This is a genomic window from Pseudaminobacter salicylatoxidans (genome assembly GCF_003148475.1).
Taxonomy (GTDB): Bacteria; Pseudomonadota; Alphaproteobacteria; order Rhizobiales; family Rhizobiaceae; genus Pseudaminobacter; species Pseudaminobacter salicylatoxidans.
The window spans coordinates 22656-40896 of record NZ_QGGG01000006.1; the positions used below are offsets into that span (position 1 = coordinate 22656).

Genomic DNA, 18241 nt, shown 5'->3' on the forward strand with positions numbered 1-18241 from the left:
AGCGCGGGCCGCCAACTATCAACGCGGCATTGAAACACCCACTTCGAATAGACATCCTTGGCGTTTTTGGATAGCGGTCGAAAAACGTACCGGGGGGATTCATTTATGAACGGCTTTCGATCTGCGAAAACCTGCGCCAGTCACATCGGATTTCTGGCGTCCACCACATTGCTGGCAGCGTCGCTTTCCGCGACGGCTACCCGTGCCGACAGCTTGGACAGGCGCTGGGGGCCCCGGGTGGAGATGGGCGGTCACTTCGGCGACGGCCGCTCGATCGGTGAGACCAATCTTTTTGCGCCGGTCTGGCAGAATCCGGACTCGCTGCTTTTTGTCGACCTGCGTGGCAGCTTCGACAATCGCTCGGCTGTCGAGGGCAATTTCGGTCTCGGCTATCGCCACATGCTCGACAATGGCTGGAACCTTGGCGCCTATGGCTATCTTGATGTAAGGCGCACGTCGCTCGACACCACCTTCCATCAGGCAACGTTCGGCGTCGAGGCACTGAGCGAGTATCTGGACCTGCGCGCCAACGCCTACCTGCCGCTGGGCAACCGCGAGAAGCGGATGGAGATCGGGTCTTGGTCCGCCACCTCCACCACCGGACCCCGGGCCGTGCTGACCGGCACCTCTCTCGCTATTCAGACGCAGACCTTCACGGCGATTGGCACGAACTATCTGGTGGAGCGGGCGATGGCCGGCTTCGACGCCGAGGTCGGTGTGCGGCTTCCCGTGTTTCCTGACGAGATGAAGCTAGACTTCCGCGCCTTCGCCGGAGGGTATCATTTTGAAGCCAGCGGAATGGAAAGCATCTCGGGTCCGCGTGCGCGCCTGGAGCTGGCGGCGCGCGATTTTGCCGGCCTACCCGGTGTGAAGCTGACCGGCGGCCTGACCTGGCAGCACGACAAGCCACGCGGCGACCAGTTGATCGCGTCGGTCGGCCTGCGCCTGCCGTTCAGTGCCCCGGCCTCACGTGAAAAGCCACTCACCTATATGGAAGAGCGCATGATGGATGCGGTGGTGCGCGATGTCGATATCGTCACCAATCACCGCGGGGAAAGCCAGGCAAGCACGACCGTTTTGACCACCACTGAAGACGCCATCAACACCTGGAACGATGAGTTGGTGACGTCGGTGACACAGATAGATGGCGCAGCGGGCCAGTCCGCGCTTCAGGCTGAGTTGGATGCCCAGGGCGCGGGTGCCGTCGTGATCGCAAATGGCGCCTTCACTGGCGCAGTCGCAACCACCACGGTAAATGACGGCCAGACCCTGCTCGGAGGCGGCGCCATCCTGCGCGTGCGCGGCGCCGTCTCTGGAGACGAAGTCAATTTCACTGCACCTGGAGCGGCGGGAAGCATCTCGGGTTCACTGGCTGGCAATGTACCTATCGTACGGATGAGTGACGACAGCGCGCTCATTGGAATGAATATTACACACAGCAACGGTGCGACATTCGGCTCTAATCCGTTTGGAATATATGCTCTGGGGATTAGTAACGCTTATATTATTGATAATAGCGTTTCGGCGTACTCTAATGTAGGAACGGCATTTGGAATTCGTTTGGAAAACTCTAGCAATATAACGGTGGTCAATAATAAGATTTTTGCAGAACATTCCACGGCTAATGCGGTTGCTCTTCAGTATGTGAGTGCGAGTGGAATGGCCTCTGGAAACACGCTCACCGCACACGGTGGCACCCATTCGTATGCCGTATTTTTGGTTGACACATTTGGAAGAGCGCCGGAAGTCTTGCCGGGCTCAGTCGATAATGTGCTGGTAAGCGGGAGCTGTCTTCTCAACGGACCTCCCGGATCTGCTATTGGATCACTCCATTTTGTAGACGGTTCGTCTTGCCCATAGCGTGAGATGAAACTCGCCTTCCGCGCCGCCGTAGAGGCGAAACAGGACCGGGACGTGGCGTCGTCGGGTGGCCGAGGTAAGACAAAACCCGGAAGCCGGCCATTCTCAGTTGCAATACGAATGCGCCATAAATTGCTGAAGCCGGAGCGACTTCTCTTCGTAACGCTTTGATTTTCTTGAAAGATCGATGGCGCGCCCGAAAGGATTCGAACCTCTGACCCCCAGATTCGTAGTCTGGTGCTCTATCCAGCTGAGCTACGGGCGCAACCGACCTGCCGTCTGGCAGTCGACGCGAACCGGACTGCTCCGGCCGCGATGTGATGTGCTACCTAACGGCTGAAACGACGAATTGCAAGCGCCTCCGGCAAAACTTTTTGTGCATCCGCAATCATTTGCAAAACCCGTTGATTTCGTTGGGGAAGGCAATCCCATCTGGCGGAAGCGTGTCGACGGATACGGGCGAAGCCGGGGTGGGGAAGGGCCGGCCGGCCGAATCTGTTGGCATCAGCCGGCCTGCATGGAGCGCTGCCACATAACGGGGCGGTTCGTGCGCGCCGATACTGGCAAAACCCGCGCCCGTGGCCTGTCCGCTGGACGCTCGGCGCTGGCGCCGCTGTTGCTATGCGGGCCTGCGCAGGCTGCTGCGGGCCTCGTCGAGCCGCACCGGCTGGTCGGGAATGGTGATTGCAAAGACGGTGCGGCCGCCGATGCTTTCCACCAGTTCCAGCGTGCCGCCATGCGCGCGCACGAGTTCATGGGCAATGGCGAGGCCAAGGCCGGTGCCGCCGCTGCGGGCCGAGCCGCGAAATGCCGAAAACAGGTTTTCGCGTGCCTTTTGCGGCAGGCCGGGGCCGGTGTCGATGACCAGGATGCGGCTGACGCTGCCGTTGCGCTCGGCCGAGATGGTCAGGCGCTTGACGATGGCGCTTTCGGTGTCCGATGCCATCGCCTGCAGCGAATTGCGGCACAGATTGGTGAGGACGCGCACGAGCTGTTCCGAATCGGCGTCGATCTCGAAATTGGCGTCCACCACATTTTCGAATTCGACGCTGCCGTCGGGCTCGATGCCCAGCATCCCCTGGACGTCTTCCACGGTCTGGCGCAGCCGCAGGTGCCGGCGCGAGGGCGGCGCCTCCTGCGTGCGGCCATAATTGATCACGCCCTCCGAATAGGAGACGGCGCGGTTCAGCGCGCGCACAAGCCTTGGCACCAGCGATTGCGCGGTGGGGTCCTTCACCTCGCCGAGCCGGTCCGACATGAGTTGCGCGGACGCCAGGATGTTGCGCATGTCGTGGTTGATCTTCGACACGGCCAGTCCGAGATCGGCGAGGTGTTTCTGTTCGCCCAGCGTTCGTTGCAGGCGCTGCTGCATGCCGGCCAGTTCGCGCTCGGCCACGCCGATTTCGTCCACGCGCGCGCCGGTGGTGATGATGCGGGCGGGGTCGTCGGGCGCCTGCGAGAAGTCGAGCATGGAGCGCGTCATGGCACGGATCGGGCGGATCATCATCCGGTCGATGGTGTAAAACACCAATATGGCGGTGGAGAGCGCGATCAGCATCGCCAGAATGCCCACATTGCGCGAATAGGCCAGCATCGCCTTGTGCAGCCTCTGATCGGGAATGATGAGTTCGAATTCCTTGTCGCTTTCGCCGACATGGCCGAAGACGCGCAGCGTGCGATCGCCACCGAAGATCAGCGTATCCAGCGCATCGCCCATGGCCGTCAGCGGCCGGGTATTGGCAAGGTCGATATGCTCGTCCACATGCGGCGGCATTTCGGAAACGACCAGCAACCGCGAGACGCCGCCGTCACGCACGGCGACGGCCTTGGCGCCGATCGACATCAGCACCTCGTTCTGCACTTCGCGCGGCAGATGCGCGGCGTCGTCCTGAACCAGCAGCACCGATACGGCCGCCGCCGTGCCCAGCCGTTCTTCCAGCCAGCGCAGGCGGAAATTCGAGATGGAGGGAAGGAAGATCAGGATTTCGGCGAGCAGCACGAAAATCGCGGTCAGCACCAGCAGCTTGGCTGAAAGCCCGCGGCCGCGCGGCACGGCATGAAGACTGTCCGCACCGGCGTCGATGGTCGCCTTGTCCGCCATCCGGTTATCCATCACCTGCATTCTCATCTCAGCCGAATTTGCGCAGGATGCCGATCAATCTGCGCGCAAACGGCATGCGTGCTGCCGCAATAAGGTAGGTTATGGCGGCGTGTTTGCCAATTTCACCCAAGGAGGGATATGGGGCGATATAGGAAGCCATGTCGCGCAGCGTAAGTCCTTTCGCAAGGGCAAGCGACCAGATGTGGATCATTTCACCGGCCATGGGGCCAGCGATCGAGGCGCCGAGAATGCGCCCGCCCGAGTCCGCAACCACCTTGATGTGGCCGTGCGTGCTGCGCTCGATATGGGCGCGGTCGCTTTCGGCATAGGGCCAGCGCAGTACACGAAGCCGCCGGTGTTTTGCCGCCGCTTCCGTCTCGGTCAGGCCGACATGGGCAAGCTCCGGATCGGTGAAGATAATGCGCGGAACCATGGAAGGCCGAACGCGCAGCGGAAGGCGAAACAGGATCGCGCGCACCACGAGTTCGCCATGGGTGCGCGCGGCGGCCGTCGATTCGCCGGCTCCGGCGGCGTCGCCGATCGCATAGACGCGGTGATTGGTGGTGCGCAGCCGGGTATCCAGTTTCAGACCCCATTCGCCATGCACGATGCCGGCGCGCCCGAGGTCGAGGCCGTCGAGATCGGGCGCGCGGCCGGTGGCGAGCAGCAGATGACTGCCTTCCAGCGCGCGATGGCCGGTGGTGAAGCTGACGCGCACGCCGTGCCGCCCCAACCGCGTCAGATGGGTGATGCGCGTGTGCTCGCGTATGTCGATGCCTTCCTCGCGCAGTTGCCGCAGTATCACCGCGGTCATTTCCGGGTCTTCTGCGCCGAGCGCGTTTGCATCGTCGATCACGCTCACCTGGGAGCCGAGCCGGCGAAACGCCTGGGCGAATTCGAGCCCGCGCGCTCCGGCGCCGATAATGATGAGATGTTCGGGCAGGCGTGGAAGGTCGAAGATCGTTTCGTCGGTGAGGCAGCCGGATTTGTCGAAACCCGGAATGGGGGGCGGTACCGGCACCGAGCCTGTGGCAATGACGAAGCGGCGGGCGCGCACCGTTGCATCTCCGGCCAGCAGGGTCTGGCCGTCCGCGAACCGGCCTTCTGCCTTGATGACCTCGACGCCGAAGGCGGTGAAATGTTCGGCGGAATTGTTGGGGGCGAGCGTGGCGATGGTGTCCCGGATATGCTGCCGCACGGCGGCGAAGTCGACGTCCGGTTGCGTCGCACCGATGCCGAAGGGCGGGCCGGACTGCGGGGCGTGAGCATGACGGGACGCCGCGATCAGCGCCTTCGAGGGTATGCAGCCATGGTGCAGATGGTTGCCGCCCATCCTGCTTTTTTCAACCAGCACCACGCTTGCTCCGTAAGTAACTGCCGCGGCCGCTGCCGAGAGCCCTGCCGCCCCTGCGCCGATGATGCAAATATCCGGTGTCAGGGTCCTGGCCATAAATTTGTCCCCTCGCTGCCTATTGGATTTAGCGCGCTTGCGGTGGAAGTCAGATGCGTCGTGCAAGCATTGCTGCCACCGTGGTGGCCATAGAGGGGATGCGAGGCGCGCCGAATGCTGCGGGCAATGATGCCGATGCGGCGATTGACTCGATCCACCCTTCTTTTTATAAGCCCCGTCACGCTCGGGCCGTCCGCCCGGCGCGATTTTTATTGCGCTGGAGCAGGCCGGGCATAGCTCCTGTTACACAGTGACAGAATCAAGAAGGGCCGCACGCCGCGGTATTAAAACAAATGAAGCGTACCTATCAGCCATCCAAACTCGTCCGTAAGCGTCGCCACGGTTTCCGTGCGCGCATGGCCACCAAGGGCGGTCGCGCCGTTGTTGCGGCTCGTCGCAACCGTGGTCGCAAGCGTCTTTCCGCTTAAAGCGAGAGACGAGACGTTGCCGGCTACCGGCAAAACTGAATTTCCGTCTCCGCTGCGTCTTCGCAAGCGAGCTGAGTTTCTGGCCGTCCGGCGTGGTGAAAAACGTCGCGGGCGGCTTTTCCTCATGGAAGTTCTGGACCGGGGAGGCGACGATGCACCGCGCGTCGGCTTCACGGTCACCAAGAAAGTCGGCAATGCGGTTGTCCGAAACCGCATTCGCCGCCGCCTGAAAGAGGCGGTTCGCACCCATGCCGCAGGTGACATGCTACCCGGCAGGGACTATGTGATCGTCGGGCGGGAAGATGTGCTGACGGTGCCGTTCGATCAGCTCTCCGCCGAGCTTTCACGACGAATTCGCGGAACGCGTTAAAGGTTTTCGATGGGAAACAACCGGAATTTTTTGATCACGATCGCGCTTTCGGTGCTGATTCTCACGCTGTGGCAGGTGTTCTACATGGGCCCGCGCATCGAGCGTGAGCGCGAGGTTGCGCAAATCGAGGCCCAGCGCACGGAGGCGCAGAAGCAGCAAGGCGCTTCGGGCGAGATTCCGGCTGCACCGCAGGGTGCCGTTCCCGGCAGCAACACGTCGCCCACCGCCGTCGTGGAAAGCCGCGAGCAGGCGGTCGCCGCCTCGCAGCGCGTCAAGATCGAAACCCCCAGCATTGCCGGCTCGATCAACCTCACCGGCGCACGCATCGATGACGTGCTGCTGAAGGATTATCGCGTCACCGTCGACAAGAATTCCCCCAATATCGACCTGCTGAACCCGTCCGCCCTGCCCAATGGCTACTATGCGGAGATCGGTTTCGTCGGCAATGCCGACACCGGCGCCGTGCCGGGTCCGGACACCGTCTGGACGGCCGAGCCCAACGCCGTGCTGACACCCACCACCCCTGTGACGCTGACCTATACCAATGAGAAGGGCCTGACCTTCAAGCGCGTCATCGGCGTCGACAGCAATTACATGTTCACCGTCACCGACACGGTGACGAACAGCGGTTCGGCTCCCGTCTCGCTGTCCAATTACGGCCGCGTCATCCGCTTCGACAAGCCGCTCGTCGCCAGCACCTATGTGCTGTTCGAGGGCCTGATCGGCGTTACCGGCACCGAAGGCCTGCATGAGGTCAAATACGCCACCATCGAGAAGGATCGACAGGTCCTTCCCGGCAAGTCCGACGACGGCTGGCTCGGCATCACAGACAAATACTGGGCGGTGGCCATGGTGCCTTCGTCCAAGCAGTCCTTCCAGCCGCGCTTCAGCTATTTCGACGATGGCCGCTCGCGTTACCAATCGGATTACATGACCGATCCGCTCACCGTTGCGCCCGGCCAGTCGAGCACGGTGGAGACGCTGGTGTTCGCCGGCGCCAAGGAAGTGGCCAAGATCAATGCGTATGAAAAGGACCTCAATATCCGCCAGTTCGACCTGCTGATCGACTGGGGCTGGTTCTATTTCATTACCAAGCCGATGTTCTGGCTGATCGACAATCTCTACAAGCTGCTCGGCAATTTCGGCCTGGCGATCCTCGCCACCACGGTTCTGGTCAAGGCCATCTTCTTCCCGCTCGCCAACAAGTCCTACAAGTCGATGGCGAAGATGAAGATGGTGCAGCCGAAGATGCTGGAAATCCGCGAGAAATATGCGGATGACAAGATGAAGCAGCAGCAGGCGATGATGGAGCTCTACAAGACGGAGAAGATCAATCCGTTGGCGGGCTGCTGGCCGGTGCTGATCCAGATTCCCGTGTTCTTTGCGCTCTACAAGGTGCTCTACATCACCATCGAGATGCGCCATGCGCCGTTCTTCGGCTGGATCCAGGACCTTGCGGCACCCGATCCGACGTCGCTGCTCAACCTGTTCGGCCTCCTGCCCTTCGCGTCGCCCGACTTCCTGCATATCGGCGTGTGGCCGATCATCATGGGCATCACAATGTTCCTGCAGATGCGCATGAACCCGACGCCGCCGGACCCGACGCAGGCGATGATCTTCAACTGGATGCCGGTGGTCTTCACCTTCATGCTGGGCTCGTTCCCCGCCGGTCTGGTCATCTACTGGGCGTGGAACAACACGCTCTCGATCATCCAGCAGGGCGTGATCATGAAGCGCCAGGGCGCCAAGATCGAGCTTTGGGACAACCTCATAGGCATGTTCAAGAAGAAGCCCAAACCCGCCGAATAGCGGGCATCCGAACCCCAAAAAAGCCCCGGAGCGATCCGGGGCTTTTGCTTTCCCGGTCTGGACGATCACGAAGGCTGCCGGTAAACAGGAGCCGCACCTGAAGTGGTTTCGATGGTCCGCCAGACCACGATGCCGAAAAGTGTGAAGCGGTTTTCGGACGACATCATGGTCGATCCAGGTGACTTGCCGCAGTATGCGACATCAAGTGATTCCACTTGGTTGCAAACATGCTCCAAGCAGTATCCGTTTCGTCAGGTGTCGGCACGCCGGCGCGGATCGCATTCTTGAATCCCGCCTTTTCGCGAACATCCCGTGACGGAGCTTGCCCATGCATGGACCCAATCCCGACACCCGACATCCGATGCCGCTCCACCCGCGCGTCGGCTTCCTGAAACCCCTGGTGCAGGCCGAGAACATCGAGATCGGCGACTTCACCTATTATGACGACCCGGCCGGGCCGGAGAACTTCGTCGAAAAATGCGTGCTCTATCACTATCCCTTCATCGGCGACCGGCTGCGGATCGGGCGTTTTTGCGCGATCGCCGAGGGCGTCAAATTCATCATGAACGGTGCCAACCACGCCATGTCCGGCTTTTCGACCTATCCGTTCAATATCTTCGGCCATGGATGGGAGAAAGGCTTCGACTCCGCCACATGGTCGAAGGAGTTGCGCGGCGACACGGTGGTCGGCAATGACGTCTGGATCGGCATGGAGGCGCTGATCATGCCGGGCGTCAGCATCGGCCACGGGGTGATCATCGCCACCCGCGCCGTCGTCACCCGCGATGTGCCGCCTTATGCGATTGTCGCCGGCAACCCCGCCAGAGAGGTCAAGCTGCGCTTCGGTCCCGATACGGTCGAACGCCTTCTTGACGTCGCATGGTGGGACTGGCCTGTTGACAAGGTGACCCGCAACCTTGATGCCATCCGTGGCGCCGACATTTCCCGGCTGGAGCAAGCAGCGTGACCCAACAGACCGAGACGAAAACCGTAGTGCCGCTGGCAGGCAGCCTTTTCACCACGCCGTGGATTTTCATCCGCGGCGTGCCGGCCATGAAATTCCTGCCGCCGGAGGGGCCGCCGGAGATCGCCTTTGCCGGCCGTTCCAATGTCGGCAAGTCGTCGCTCATCAATGCGCTTGTAGGCCATAAGGGGCTTGCGCGCACGTCCAACACGCCGGGCCGTACGCAGGAGCTCAACTATTTCGTGCCGGATGGCTACTCCGGCAAGGACGGCGACCTGCCGCCCATGGCGATGGTGGACATGCCCGGCTACGGCTATGCGAAGGCGCCGAAGGATCAGGTGGATGCATGGACGAAGCTGGTCTTCGACTATCTGCGCGGGCGCGTCACGCTGAAGCGCGTCTATGTGCTGATCGACTCGCGCCACGGCATCAAGAAGAACGACGAGGAAGTGCTGAGCCTGCTCGACAAGGCGGCCGTCTCCTACCAGATCGTGCTCACCAAGACCGATAAGATCAAGGCTGCCGGCGTCCCGAAGCTGATTGCCGAGACGCTGGAAAAAATCCGCAAGCGCCCGGCTGCTTTTCCGTCCGTCATCGCCACCTCCTCGGAAAAGGGACACGGCATGGACGAACTGCGCGAAGCCATCGCCCTTGCCGCGCGTGGCGGCTGAGCGTTTCGGCCAAACACGCGGCATGGTCATCAATCCGAGTTGATTTGGCATCCATGCCCGTCCGGGCCTAGTCTCTCTCCTGCTGGAGGAGACGCCATGCATCGACGCACTGTCCTGTTTGGCGGCGTCGCCGTCGCCGCCATGTTCGCGGGCGGTTTTCTCTCGCGCGCCGGCAAGCCCGGCGAAGCGCGGGCCGAAAGTTTCGAGATCAAGAAGTCCGACGACGAATGGCGCAAGCTGCTGAGCCCCGAGCAGTTCAACATATTGCGCCGTGAAGGCACCGAGCGTGCCGGCTCCAGCCCGCTGGATCATGAAAAGAGGAAAGGCATCTATCACTGCGCCGGCTGCGATCTGGCGGCCTATTCATCCGATGCCAAATATGATTCCGGCACGGGCTGGCCGAGCTTCTGGGAATCGCTGCCGGGTACCGTGCGCACCAGACGGGACACCTCGCTGTTCATGCTGCGCACCGAGGTGCACTGCCGGCGCTGCGGCGGCCATTTCGGCCACATATTCGATGACGGCCCGCCGCCCACCGGCAAGCGTCACTGCCTCAACGGCCTCGCCCTGAGTTTCAAACCCGCAACAGCATGAGACTTCCTGCCAATCGGCCGCCCTTGGCGATTGCCCCTTGCTTCCTTTGCCGCTAAGTAACCGCCGGCTTTCATCCGAAGGGGAACCTCTCATGATATCGACGGACAGCGCGGCAACCGCCGCAGAGCAGGCAAATCTCCTTTCGGCCGCACTGCCGTTTATGCAGCGCTACGAGAACAAGACCGTCGTGGTGAAATATGGCGGCCATGCCATGGGCGACAACGCGCTCGGCAAGGCCTTTGCCCGCGACATCGCGCTGCTCAAGCAGTCTGGCGTCAACCCCATTGTCGTTCATGGCGGCGGCCCGCAGATCGGCGCCATGCTCACCAAGATGGGCATCGAATCCAAATTCGAGGGCGGCTTGCGCGTCACAGACCAGAAGACCGTCGAGATCGTCGAGATGGTGCTGGCCGGTTCCATCAACAAGGAGATCGTCGCGCTCATCAATGCCGAGGGCGAATGGGCGATCGGCCTGTGCGGCAAGGACGGCAACATGGTCTTCGCCGAAAAGGCGCACAAGACCATCAAGGACCCCGATTCCAACATCGAGCGCGTGCTCGATCTCGGCTTTGTCGGCGAACCGGTCGAAGTGGATCGCACGCTGCTCGATCTTCTGGCCCGCTCGGAGGTCATCCCGGTCATTGCGCCGGTGGCGCCCGGCCGCGACGGCCACACCTACAACATCAACGCCGACACCTTCGCCGGCGCCATCGCCGGGGCGCTGAATGCCTCGCGCCTTCTGTTCCTCACCGACGTGCCGGGCGTGCTCGACAAGGACAAGAACCTCATCGATGAACTGACGGTGGCGCAGGCGCGCGCGCTGATCGCTGACGGCACCATCTCCGGCGGCATGATCCCCAAGGTCGAAACCTGCATCGAGGCCATCGAGCGCGGCGTGGAAGGTGTGGTCATCCTCAACGGCAAGACGCCGCATTCGGTGCTGCTCGAACTCTTCACCGAGCACGGCGCCGGAACGCTGATCGTTCCGTAAGGACGAGACGAGGACGCTCGATCCTACTTTTTCAGATGGCCCAAGGGCACATGGCCCGGGCCTTTGATGTTCTGCAGCACGAGCTGGGTGTGCACGTCGCGCACGCCCGGCAGACGCATCAACCGATGCATGACGAAGTCGTTGAGGTCGTCCACCGTCGGCACCATCACATGCAGCAGGAAGTCGTGGTCGCCGGTCATCGTCCAGCAGGCTGAGACCTCGTCCATGCGCTGCACGGCGGCGATGAAACGCTCGGGCGACTCGTCGCTGTGGCTCACCAGCCGCACCTGAATGAACACCTCCACCATCAGGCCCACGGCGCGGCGGCTGATGACAGCGCCGAACCCCTTGATCACGCCGGCCTGCTGAAGCGCGTCGAAGCGGCGGGCGCAGGGCGTCGTGGACAGGCCGATTTCCTGTGCCAGTTCCGATACCGGCTTGCGGCCGTCGCGCTGCAGGATGTCGAGCATCCTGATCTCGAACTGGTCGAATTGAGGCATATCCGCTCCAAAAAGCCGTTTCGAAGATGAAACATACCTCAATTGTCGTCAGCAAGCGACGGCTCAAGAAAAAATATCTCGCCTGGCGGCGCTAGAATTCCTGCACGTGGAGGAATTCGTGATGAACATCAGTGTGGAAAGCTACGCCCGCGAATGCGCGGCTCAAGGGTTGCGCGGCAACTATATGGTCTGCCGTGATGACTTCACGGTTCGGCAGGACTATGACTACAGCGCCAGCGAACAGGAAGTCTGGCGCATCCTGTGCGACCGCCAGACCAGGCTGACCAGGCGGCTTGCCCATCGCTCCTATCTCGATGGCGTCACGGCGCTCGGCCTGCTCGATCGCATCCCGGATTTCGATGATGTCAGCGGCAAGCTCAGGAAGCTCACCGGCTGGGAACTCGTCGCCGTGCCGGGGCTGATCCCGGCCGAGCCCTTCTTCGTGCACCTGACCAACCGGCGCTTCCCGGTGACAAACTGGCTGCGCACCAGGGAAGAACTCGATTACATCGTGGAGCCGGACATGTTCCACGATTTCTTCGGCCATGTGCCGGCGCTGACCCAGCCGGCTTTCGCCGATTTCATGCAGCAGTACGGCGAAAGGGCCAGTGGCGCGATTGAACTGGGCGGCCACGACATGATCTCGCGGCTCTACTGGTACACGGCCGAATACAGCCTCATCCAGGAGCCCGGCCAGCCGCTGAAGGCGTTCGGCGCGGGGCTGATGTCGTCCTACAGCGAGTTGCAGTTCTCCGTCGAAAGCTCCGACGCCCATCACGCGCCTTTCGACATCGAGACGGTGATGCGCACCGGCTACGAGATCGACAAGTTCCAGCGCGTCTATTTCGTGCTGCCGTCCTTCGACGCGCTGCGCGATGCCTTCCTGCATGCGGATCTTGCAACGCTGATCGCCCGCCACAAGGACGAGCCTCCGCTTGATCCGGCAACGGTGTGAGTTGGTTAAGGCGTCGCCGCCGTTCCGACGCCGATTTGCAACCTGCTGGCCCTATCCCGAAGCGCCTGAGTTTTTCTATAACTGGCGTTGAAGCTTCCTTTTGGAGGTGTGCAACTATGGGGGAAGGGGACGAAATGGCTTTCGATCTGATCGTCAGGGGCGGCCATCTGCCCGATGGCAACGCGGCCGACATCGGCATCAGCGGCGACAGGATCGCTGCCATCGCACCAAAGCTCGAGGCTGAAGCAGGTCGCGTGATCGATGCCACCGGCAATCTCGTTTCGCAGCCCTTCGTCGATCCGCACTTCCACATGGATGCAACGCTGTCCTACGGCATCCCGCGCATCAATGCCTCCGGCACATTGCTGGAAGGCATCGCACTGTGGGGCGAGCTGAAGCCGCTGCTGACGCATGAGGCGGTGAAGGAGAGGGCTCTTGCTTATTGCGACTGGGCCGTCTCGATGGGCCTGCTTGCCATCCGTAGCCATGTCGATACCTGCGACGACCGCCTGCTTGCCGTCGAGGCGCTGCTGGAGGTGAAGAAGGAGGTCGCGCCTTACATCGACCTGCAGCTCGTCGCCTTCCCGCAGGACGGCTTCTACCGTTCGCCGACCGCGCGCGAAAACACCATCCGCGCGCTCGACATGGGCGTGGAGATCGTCGGCGGCATTCCGCATTTCGAGCGCACCATGGCCGACGGTACCCGCTCGGTGACGGAACTGTGCGAGATCGCCGCCGCGCGCGGCCTGATGGTGGACATGCATTGCGACGAGACCGACGATCCGAACTCGCGCCATATCGAGCAACTGGCCTATGAGACGCAGCGGCTGGGCCTGCGGGGCAGGGTGAACGGCTCGCACCTCACCTCCATGCATTCCATGGACAATTACTATGTCTCCAAGCTGTTGCCGCTGATTGCCGAGGCGGGCGTTTCGGCCTGCCCCAACCCGCTCATCAACATTGTCATCCAGGGCCGCCACGATACCTATCCCAGGCGCCGCGGCATGACGCGCGTGCCTGAGATGCTGAAGGCCGGCATCAGGGTCGGCTTCGGTCAGGATTGCGTGCTCGACCCGTGGTATCCGCTCGGCACCGCCGACATGCTCGATGTCGCCTTCATGGGCCTGCATGTGGCGCAGATGACGAGCCCCGTCGATATGCGCCAGTGTTTCGACATGGTGACGAGGACCAACGCCGAAATCATGGGTCTGAACGACTATGGCCTCGAAGTCGGCAAGATTGCCAGTCTCGTGGTGCTCGACGCCGGCAATCCGGTCGAGGCGTTGCGGCTGCGCGCCGAGCGGCTGTGCGTTATCGCGAAGGGCAAGGTGGTGGCCACGCGCCGGAAGCAGGAGACGCAGCTCGCGCTCGCCGGCCGCCCGGCCAGCGTCAACCGGCGTCACAGAACCGCGTGACCTGTGAGGCCGGTCCGGGCCGCTACGTTGACATGGATTGTCGGTTCGCTATAATTAACCGTAAAGTTAAATAACTGAACGGTTTAGTTGCGATGTCCACCGACAGGCTTAGCGTCACCTTTGCGGCCCTTGCCGATCCCACGCGGCGCGCCATTTTGGCGAGACTGACGCGCGGAGAGGCATCGGTGTCGGAACTGGCCGGGCCTTTCGAGATGAGCCTGCCTGCCGTCTCCAAGCATCTCAAGGTGCTAGAAAATGCCGGCCTGATCACGCGCGGGCGCGAAGCGCAGTGGCGCCCCTGCAAGCTGGAGGCAGCACCGCTACGCGACATAGCCGGCTGGGTCGAGACCTATCGGCGTTTCTGGGAGGCCAGTTTCGATCGGCTGGACGACTATCTGAAGGAAATCCAAGAGGGAGAAGGAAATGGCCCAAGCAGCTAGTGCGCGGGGCGAGGAGACGTTCGAACTCCTCATTACCCGGGTTTTCGACGCCCCACGCAGTCTGGTTTTCCGGGTCTGGACAAGCCCCGACCATCTCTACCGCTGGTGGGGGCCGAAGGATTTCACCACGCCTTCGGTGAAGATGGATTTTCGTCCCGGTGGCGCCTATCGCACGGTCATCCGCTCGCCGAAGGGCGCTGACCACATCATGGTCGGCACTTATCGGGAAATCGTCGAGCCGGAACGCATTGCCTTCACCTTCTCATGGGAAGGCGAGGATGGTGAGCGTGGTCTGGAAACCCTGATCACCGTGACTTTCGCCGACGAAGGCGGCAAGACCCGGTTGAGCTTCCATCAGGCGCCGTTCCAGACGGTCGAAAACCGCGATTCGCACGGCCAAGGCTGGGGCGAGGTTCTGGATCGATTGGCGGGCTATCTGGCTGTCGGCGATCACGCCGGGCTGGAGTAGAAGCCCGACGTCTTTCCGGGGAGCCTTCGACGCGGCCCGTCGAACGCTTCAGGATGCCTCAGGCCACGATGTTGCGCGTGAACTGTCCGGCGGTGCGGTAGCGCCACAGGTAGCTCGGCAGGATCGTGCCGGTGGATTGCGGCGTGATGCCGAGGCTGGCGAAGGTGCGCCCCTCGTGCGCGGCTTCAGCCGACACGACATTGTCCGACTTCAGCAGCGTCACCTGGTCGCTTGTCAGCAGCTTGCCCGGCAGCATGCCCAGCACCGAACCCTGCAGGCCGGCCAGCCACCAGGGCACTGGCACCAGCAGGCGGCGGCGGCCGATCACCTCAAGCATTTCCTCCATGCACTGGCGGAAAGTCATCACGTTGGGGCCGCCCAGCTCATAGGTCTTGCCGTGCTCGATGCTGCCTTCGACCGCGCGGGCGACCGCCTCTGCGACGTCGTCGACATAGACCGGCTGGAACTTCGTGTTGCCCCCGCCGATCAGCGGCAGCGCCGGCGAGAAGCGGGCCATGTTGGCAAAGCGGTTGAAGAACTGGTCCTCCGGGCCGAACACGATCGACGGACGCAAGATGGTCGCGTCGGCAAGCGTCTCGCGCACGGCGCGCTCACCGGCCGCCTTGGTGCGGGCATAGGAAGAGGGGGAATGTTCGTCGGCGCCCAGCGCCGAGACATGGGTGAAGCCTGCACCGATCGCGCGGGCGGCTTCGGCAACGGCGCGCGCGCCGAAATCATGTACGACCGGGAATTTCTGGCGGCCGCCTTCGTCCAGAATGCCGACGAGATTGACGACATGATCGGCACCTTCGACCGCGCGATCCACCGACCAGCGCACGCGCACATTGGCCTGCACGGGCTGGATCTGCCCGGCATTGCCGAGCGGCTGCAGATGGCCGGCAAGATCGGGCCGGCGGCAGCCGACGCGAATGCGATAGCCGCGCATGGCCAGCGCACGCACCACATGCCGTCCGATGAACCCGGATCCACCGAAAACGGTGATGAGCTTGGGGATCTGGAGGATTTCGGTCATGTCTGGCTCCGCTCGTACCCTTCTGGCTTGGCTAGGCCCGTTCATAATGATTTTCGCAGGAAAGGCAAAGGGCGCGCGCCGTTGCCTCGCAGGCCAGGCGCATTTTCCCGTCACACGGACACGCCTGGCGCCGCACATCCGGTTAAAACAGCGAGATAAAGCGGAACAAGAATATTCGTCCGGATGATCGCGCGCTCTGTTGCGCAAAGGAAAACACCCGCCGGCAGGGCGCGGCGGGTGTATGGCAGGGCGTGGAGTTTCCGGCGTGTCCGCCAGGGCGTCAGAATTCCTTGCCGATCCTGGCGTCCACCGAATGGCGGTTGCCGCCGCGAATGGCGAAGAAGAGGAAGATCGCTGCCCACAGGATCGACTTCTCCGCGCCCGAATAGCCCTGGCCCACAGTGATCCAGTGGAACCAGACGGTGACCAGCAGCACGATCATTGCGGCAAACGAGGCCGGGCGGGTCAGCAGCCCGATGGCGATGAGGATGCCGCCAAAGAATTCGGTTGCCGAAAGCAGGGGCGACCAGAACGCGCCGGGATAAAAGCCCAGCCCCTCGACCATCTCCACCGCGCCGAAAGGGTTGACGATCTTGGAGGCGCCGTGCGTCACCAGCGCCAGGCCGGCGACCACGCGCAAGATGGTTTCGGCAAGATCATGCAGCCCCGAATAAAGGCCGCCCAAGGCGGGAATGATCAGGCGGCGGCTGGAAGGGGTAGGGACGTCGGTCAAGATTCTCTCCTGTTGTTGCACCGCACAGGGCAAAGCGGGCCACACACGGTCAAGTCAACAATCTTTGATAAAAAGTTGAAGTTACTATTCATGTTTTTGTCGGGGAACCATCTCCGCAAGCAGCCGTTGACCGTGCGGATGGCGCATGGCGCTGCCGTGAACCTCAATGAAATCAAGGAGATTCGGATGAACTGGAATCAGGTTGAGGGTAACTGGGAAAAGTTCAAGGGCCAGGTCCAGCAGAAGTGGGGCAAGCTCACCAATGACGATCTGGACGTCATCCAGGGCAAACGCAGGGAACTCGCCGGTCGCCTTCAGGCCCGTTATGGCAAGGCGTCCGAGGATGTCGAACGCGACATCGACGACTGGCTTTCCCGCCATTGAGCCGGCCTGACATCGGGTCGACCGCAGACCGGAAGCCCCGCCGCGTGCGGGGCTTTTTGTGCCGGCTGTTACCGTGCCGGCCAGTTGGCGATGCGCTCGTAGACGTTGCGGGCAATGATGAGGCCCTGCTTTTGCGATTGCTCGCGCGCCGTACCCTTGGCGATGCCGGGTATGTGGATGCCGTAGTCACCCGCCAGCCGCTTCACCTGCCCGGCCATGCGTTCCGAGAAATCCGGATCGAACAATTTGGGTTCGATTGCCAGAACGAACAGGCCGCTGCCGGGGTTTTGCGCGCCGCTGGTGAAGGAGGGCGCGTCGAGCGACCAGTTGGCGTTGCCAAGTCCGGCCGCCAGCACTTCCACCATCAGTGCAATGTTTGCGCCGCGCGCGCCGCCGAAGGCAAGCAGGGCACCTTTCACCGCGGCCTTTGCATCGGTGGTCGGGTGGCCATCGGCATCGAGCGCCCATCCCTCGGGAATGGCGCGCCCTTCGGCGGCTGCTTTGCGGATATTGACGAAGGCGGTGGCGCTCGAAGCCTGGTCGATGACCAGCGGCGCGCTGCCCGCAATCGGTGCGGCAAACGCCAGCGGATTGGTGCAGAACACCGGGCGCGTCGAGCCGGAGCCGGCAAGCAGCGCCGGCCCGTTGGTGGCGGCCAGCGCAACCAGCCCCGCTTCGGCGAGCCGCCCGGCGAAGTAGCCCAGCGCGCCGCAGGTATAGGCGTTCTTCTGGGCGAAGGCGGCGAGGCCGAATTGCTGCGCGGTCTGTGCGAGATCGTCGAAGGCGCGGTCGAAGCCGAGATGCGCCGATCCGCCCATGGCGTCGGAAAGGATGATGGCCCCTGCCGGCCGCGACAGTTCGGGCTCAGCCGCGCCCTTGATGCGGCCTGCTTTGAGCGCCTCCAGATAGTCGAGAAAATGTGCCATGCCGACGCTGGGCTGGCCGTCACGCTCGGCGGCGACGGAGGCATTCGCCAACGCCCGAGCGGTTGCGGCGCTTGCCCCGGCACGCATCGCCGCGGCTCGGCACAGGGCGGCCGCGTCGGAGAGAGCGAGTGTGACGGTTTCCGTCATG

Annotated in this window: 19 protein-coding genes and 1 tRNA gene; 13 read left to right on the forward strand and 7 right to left on the reverse strand. The window is 62.5% G+C overall.

Annotated features, from left to right (window positions below):
- The first annotated feature begins 105 nt into the window (after positions 1–105).
- Positions 106–1860 (forward strand): inverse autotransporter beta domain-containing protein, encoded by a 1755-nt coding sequence (locus C7441_RS09865; protein ID WP_109612736.1) that lies wholly within the window; start codon positions 106–108, stop codon positions 1858–1860.
- Positions 1861–2048: 188 nt separating this feature from the next.
- Here the strand turns inward: C7441_RS09865 and C7441_RS09870 are convergent.
- The 3 genes from C7441_RS09870 to C7441_RS09880 form a co-directional block, all read right to left on the reverse strand.
- Positions 2049–2125 (reverse strand) — tRNA-Arg (locus C7441_RS09870).
- 354 nt (positions 2126–2479) lie between these two features.
- Complete coding sequence (locus tag C7441_RS09875) at positions 2480–3973, reverse strand: sensor histidine kinase (RefSeq protein WP_425326577.1); 1494 nt, start codon at positions 3971–3973, stop codon at positions 2480–2482.
- A 16-nt stretch (positions 3974–3989) separates the two neighbouring features.
- Positions 3990–5411 (reverse strand): dihydrolipoyl dehydrogenase family protein, encoded by a 1422-nt coding sequence (locus C7441_RS09880; RefSeq protein WP_109612738.1) that lies wholly within the window; start codon positions 5409–5411, stop codon positions 3990–3992.
- Positions 5412–5704: 293 nt separating this feature from the next.
- Here C7441_RS09880 and rpmH point away from each other — a divergent pair, with 293 nt between their 5' ends.
- From rpmH to argB, 7 genes are all read left to right on the forward strand, one after another.
- Positions 5705–5839 (forward strand): 50S ribosomal protein L34, encoded by a 135-nt coding sequence (gene rpmH, locus C7441_RS09885; protein WP_083867726.1) that lies wholly within the window; start codon positions 5705–5707, stop codon positions 5837–5839.
- 16 nt (positions 5840–5855) lie between these two features.
- Positions 5856–6209, forward strand: a complete 354-nt coding sequence (gene rnpA, locus C7441_RS09890) for a ribonuclease P protein component (RefSeq protein ID WP_026060495.1) — start codon at positions 5856–5858, stop codon at positions 6207–6209.
- A 9-nt stretch (positions 6210–6218) separates the two neighbouring features.
- Complete coding sequence (gene yidC / locus C7441_RS09895; protein ID WP_109612739.1) at positions 6219–8018, forward strand: membrane protein insertase YidC; 1800 nt, start codon at positions 6219–6221, stop codon at positions 8016–8018.
- 328 nt (positions 8019–8346) lie between these two features.
- Positions 8347–8985: a CatB-related O-acetyltransferase gene (locus C7441_RS09900; RefSeq protein WP_109612740.1), complete on the forward strand. Its 639-nt coding sequence runs from the start codon at positions 8347–8349 to the stop codon at positions 8983–8985.
- A complete protein-coding gene (gene yihA, locus C7441_RS09905) occupies positions 8982–9653 on the forward strand; it encodes a ribosome biogenesis GTP-binding protein YihA/YsxC (RefSeq protein WP_244916111.1) in 672 nt (223 codons plus the stop codon). The genes C7441_RS09900 and yihA overlap by 4 nt, the downstream gene beginning before the upstream one ends.
- A gap of 96 nt (positions 9654–9749) precedes the next feature.
- Entirely contained in the window at positions 9750–10247 is a 498-nt protein-coding gene (msrB, locus tag C7441_RS09910) for a peptide-methionine (R)-S-oxide reductase MsrB (protein ID WP_109612741.1), read from the forward strand.
- Between the two features lie 91 nt (positions 10248–10338).
- Complete coding sequence (argB, locus tag C7441_RS09915) at positions 10339–11238, forward strand: acetylglutamate kinase (RefSeq protein ID WP_019172714.1); 900 nt, start codon at positions 10339–10341, stop codon at positions 11236–11238.
- A 23-nt stretch (positions 11239–11261) separates the two neighbouring features.
- Here argB and C7441_RS09920 read toward each other — a convergent pair whose 3' ends face one another.
- On the reverse strand, positions 11262–11738 hold the full coding sequence (locus C7441_RS09920; RefSeq protein ID WP_019172715.1) for an Lrp/AsnC family transcriptional regulator: 477 nt from the start codon (positions 11736–11738) through the stop codon (positions 11262–11264).
- Between the two features lie 121 nt (positions 11739–11859).
- On the opposite strand from C7441_RS09920, the gene phhA reads away from it, so the two are divergent.
- The 4 genes from phhA to C7441_RS09940 all read left to right on the forward strand — a co-directional run bounded on the left by phhA (position 11860) and on the right by C7441_RS09940 (position 15017).
- Entirely contained in the window at positions 11860–12693 is an 834-nt protein-coding gene (gene phhA, locus C7441_RS09925) for a phenylalanine 4-monooxygenase (RefSeq protein ID WP_210205628.1), read from the forward strand.
- A gap of 134 nt (positions 12694–12827) precedes the next feature.
- Complete coding sequence (locus C7441_RS09930) at positions 12828–14108, forward strand: amidohydrolase family protein (protein ID WP_109612742.1); 1281 nt, start codon at positions 12828–12830, stop codon at positions 14106–14108.
- A 92-nt stretch (positions 14109–14200) separates the two neighbouring features.
- Positions 14201–14548 carry an ArsR/SmtB family transcription factor gene (locus C7441_RS09935; RefSeq protein WP_019172718.1) on the forward strand — a complete coding sequence of 116 codons (348 nt, stop codon included), beginning with the start codon at positions 14201–14203 and terminating at the stop codon, positions 14546–14548.
- A complete protein-coding gene (locus C7441_RS09940; protein ID WP_019172719.1) occupies positions 14532–15017 on the forward strand; it encodes an SRPBCC domain-containing protein in 486 nt (161 codons plus the stop codon). The genes C7441_RS09935 and C7441_RS09940 overlap by 17 nt, the downstream gene beginning before the upstream one ends.
- Positions 15018–15075: 58 nt before the next feature.
- Here C7441_RS09940 and C7441_RS09945 read toward each other — a convergent pair whose 3' ends face one another.
- Both C7441_RS09945 and C7441_RS09950 read right to left on the reverse strand, forming a co-directional pair.
- Positions 15076–16050, reverse strand: coding sequence for a complex I NDUFA9 subunit family protein (locus tag C7441_RS09945; protein WP_109612743.1), 975 nt, complete (start codon positions 16048–16050; stop codon positions 15076–15078).
- Positions 16051–16330: 280 nt separating this feature from the next.
- Entirely contained in the window at positions 16331–16783 is a 453-nt protein-coding gene (locus C7441_RS09950; RefSeq protein WP_109612744.1) for a DoxX family protein, read from the reverse strand.
- 186 nt (positions 16784–16969) lie between these two features.
- Between C7441_RS09950 and C7441_RS09955 the strand changes: the two genes are divergently transcribed.
- Positions 16970–17167, forward strand: coding sequence for a CsbD family protein (locus tag C7441_RS09955; protein WP_026060497.1), 198 nt, complete (start codon positions 16970–16972; stop codon positions 17165–17167).
- A 68-nt stretch (positions 17168–17235) separates the two neighbouring features.
- Here the strand turns inward: C7441_RS09955 and C7441_RS09960 are convergent, their stop codons facing one another.
- The gene (locus C7441_RS09960) at positions 17236–18240 is read right to left on the reverse strand and encodes an Ldh family oxidoreductase (RefSeq protein WP_109612745.1); all 1005 of its coding nucleotides are present in this window, start codon (positions 18238–18240) and stop codon (positions 17236–17238) included.
- Position 18241 lies beyond the last annotated feature (1 nt).

What these genes read in the sequence shown, in the direction of transcription:
- C7441_RS09875 (WP_425326577.1), bottom strand. Translation starts at nt 3,973, where the DNA reads ATGGATAACCGGATGGCGGACAAGGCGACCATCGACGCCGGTGCGGAC.
- C7441_RS09900 (WP_109612740.1), top strand. Translation starts at nt 8,347, where the DNA reads ATGCATGGACCCAATCCCGACACCCGACATCCGATGCCGCTCCACCCG.
- C7441_RS09880 (WP_109612738.1), bottom strand. Translation starts at nt 5,411, where the DNA reads ATGGCCAGGACCCTGACACCGGATATTTGCATCATCGGCGCAGGGGCG.
- argB (WP_019172714.1), top strand. Translation starts at nt 10,339, where the DNA reads ATGATATCGACGGACAGCGCGGCAACCGCCGCAGAGCAGGCAAATCTC.
- rpmH (WP_083867726.1), top strand. Translation starts at nt 5,705, where the DNA reads ATGAAGCGTACCTATCAGCCATCCAAACTCGTCCGTAAGCGTCGCCAC.
- C7441_RS09960 (WP_109612745.1), bottom strand. Translation starts at nt 18,240, where the DNA reads ATGACGGAAACCGTCACACTCGCTCTCTCCGACGCGGCCGCCCTGTGC.
- C7441_RS09930 (WP_109612742.1), top strand. Translation starts at nt 12,828, where the DNA reads ATGGCTTTCGATCTGATCGTCAGGGGCGGCCATCTGCCCGATGGCAAC.
- msrB (WP_109612741.1), top strand. Translation starts at nt 9,750, where the DNA reads ATGCATCGACGCACTGTCCTGTTTGGCGGCGTCGCCGTCGCCGCCATG.
- phhA (WP_210205628.1), top strand. Translation starts at nt 11,860, where the DNA reads ATGAACATCAGTGTGGAAAGCTACGCCCGCGAATGCGCGGCTCAAGGG.
- C7441_RS09945 (WP_109612743.1), bottom strand. Translation starts at nt 16,050, where the DNA reads ATGACCGAAATCCTCCAGATCCCCAAGCTCATCACCGTTTTCGGTGGA.
- C7441_RS09940 (WP_019172719.1), top strand. Translation starts at nt 14,532, where the DNA reads ATGGCCCAAGCAGCTAGTGCGCGGGGCGAGGAGACGTTCGAACTCCTC.
- C7441_RS09955 (WP_026060497.1), top strand. Translation starts at nt 16,970, where the DNA reads ATGAACTGGAATCAGGTTGAGGGTAACTGGGAAAAGTTCAAGGGCCAG.
- C7441_RS09935 (WP_019172718.1), top strand. Translation starts at nt 14,201, where the DNA reads ATGTCCACCGACAGGCTTAGCGTCACCTTTGCGGCCCTTGCCGATCCC.
- yidC (WP_109612739.1), top strand. Translation starts at nt 6,219, where the DNA reads ATGGGAAACAACCGGAATTTTTTGATCACGATCGCGCTTTCGGTGCTG.
- C7441_RS09920 (WP_019172715.1), bottom strand. Translation starts at nt 11,738, where the DNA reads ATGCCTCAATTCGACCAGTTCGAGATCAGGATGCTCGACATCCTGCAG.
- C7441_RS09865 (WP_109612736.1), top strand. Translation starts at nt 106, where the DNA reads ATGAACGGCTTTCGATCTGCGAAAACCTGCGCCAGTCACATCGGATTT.